1 protein-coding gene and 1 pseudogene are annotated in these 1,990 nt (G+C 66.1%); both read right to left on the minus strand.

Annotated elements, in window-relative coordinates:
- A partial coding sequence (locus Q8M82_RS20150) for a potassium transporter Kup (RefSeq protein WP_305693080.1) occupies positions 1–1,646 on the minus strand: 1,646 nt, incomplete at its 3' end.
- Positions 1,647–1,762: 116 nt separating this feature from the next.
- Positions 1,763–1,990, minus strand: a pseudogene (gene ispG / locus Q8M82_RS20155) (flavodoxin-dependent (E)-4-hydroxy-3-methylbut-2-enyl-diphosphate synthase); the annotation flags it as partial.

Raw genomic sequence — 1,990 nt, forward strand, 5'->3', positions numbered from 1 at the left:
AGGATGACGTTGCGCTCGTGCAGGACCTTGTTGTGCTTGAGGTTGTGCAGCAGCGAGGCGGGCGCCGTCTCGGGGTCGCTGGTCAGGAACACGGCCATGCCCTTGACCCGATAGGGCGGGCTCTTGGAGAGCATGCCGACCAGCTCCAACAACGGCACATCGGTCTTGCGGGTCTTGTCGAAGAGGATCTTGGTGCCGCGCACCCAGGTCCACATCAGGATGATCAGCACGACCGCGAGCAGCACCGGGACATAGCCGCCGCTGAAGAGCTTCAGCATGTTGGCCGAGAAAAAGGCGACGTCGATGACGAGGAAGGGCGTCACCACCGCGAGCGTGGCGGCCAGCGACCAGCGCCAGCCTTTCCAGATGACGATGAAGGCCAGCAGCGAATCGACCACCATCGCGCCGAACACCGAGATGCCATAGGCGTGCGACAGGTTCGAGGAGGTCCGGAAGGTCCAGACCAGCAGCAGCACCACGACCAGCAGCATCAGGTTGATGCGCGGGATGTAGATCTGGCCGGAGGTGGTCTCCGAGGTGTGGCGGATCTCAAGGCGCGGCAGCAGGCCGAGCTGGATCGCCTGGCGCGTCAGCGAGAAGGCGCCGGTGATCACGGCCTGACTCGCGATGATCGTCGCGATCGTCGCCATCACCACCAGCGGCAGGATGAAGCCTTCAGGCGCGAGCTTGTAGAACGGATTGTCGATCGCGGTCGGGTCGGAGAGGATCAGCGCGCCCTGGCCGAGATAGTTGAGCCAGAGGGCGGGGAAGACCATCCAGATCCAGGCGCTGCGGATCGGCCCGCGGCCGAAATGGCCCATATCGGCATAAAGCGCCTCGGCGCCCGTGACCGCGAGGCAGACCGAGCCGAGCACGGCGAGCGAGACGCCGGGGTTGTTGATGAAGAAATGCAGGCCCCAATAGGGATTGATCGAGGCGAAGACGCCGACATCGTCGGCGATGTGATAGATGCCCAGACCCGCCAGAGTCAGAAACCAGACCATCATGATCGGGCCGAAGAAATTCGCGACCTTGGCGGTGCCGCGGCTCTGGACCAGGAACAACGCGATCAGGATGCCCGACGCGATCATCACCACATAGTCGTTCAGCGCCGGCGTCACGAGCTTGATGCCCTCGACGGCAGACAGCACCGAGATCGCCGGGGTGATGACGGCGTCGCCGTAGAACAGGGCGGCGCCCGCCATGCCGAGGAAGAGCACGACGCCGCCGCGCATGCGCCCGAGCGCGCGCTGCGCCAGGGCGACGAGGGTGAGCGTGCCGCCCTCGCCATTGTTGTCGGCGCTGAGCAGCAGGACGACGTATTTCAGCGTGACCACGATCACGAGCGACCACAGGATCAGCGACAGCACGCCGATGATGACCTCGCGCGGGATCGGGGCCGCCAGCACGATCTCGGAGGCGCCGCCATGGCCGCCGGAGGCCGCGCCGGTCGCGGCCAGGACGGTCTCGCGCAGCGCGTAGAGCGGGCTGGTGCCGATGTCGCCATAGACGACGCCTAGCGCGCCCAGCGCCAGCGCGGCATAGCTGCCATGGCTGTGCTTGGACGGGCCGTGCTGCCCGTTGTCCAGGCCGAAACGGGAATCCTCCCCCTGGGGGGATGGAGGATTCGTCTGGTCATGCCCCATCGGGGATCTCCGCGCGCGCTGCGCTGCAGCGAAAGGCCGGGGCCTCTAGCACGATGCCGTGATCACGCAAAGGTACTGTCATGCATTCGGCGCAGGGCCGCTCGTCTGCCGCTTCGTCATTCCGCGGCATCGACACGCTGGCCGTAGCGTTGCGTGACGTAATCCTCGACCATCGTCTTGAACTCGGCCGCGATGCCGGGGCCGCGCAGCGTCTTGACCTTCTTGCCGTCGACGAAGACGGGGGCGGTCGGCTCCTCGCCGGTGCCGGGCAGGGAGATGCCGATATCGGCGTGCTTCGATTCGCCCGGGCCGTTGACGATGCAGCCCATCACCGCGACGTTCAA

Source organism: Allobosea sp. (genome assembly GCF_030694325.1).
GTDB lineage: Bacteria > Pseudomonadota > Alphaproteobacteria > Rhizobiales > Beijerinckiaceae > Allobosea.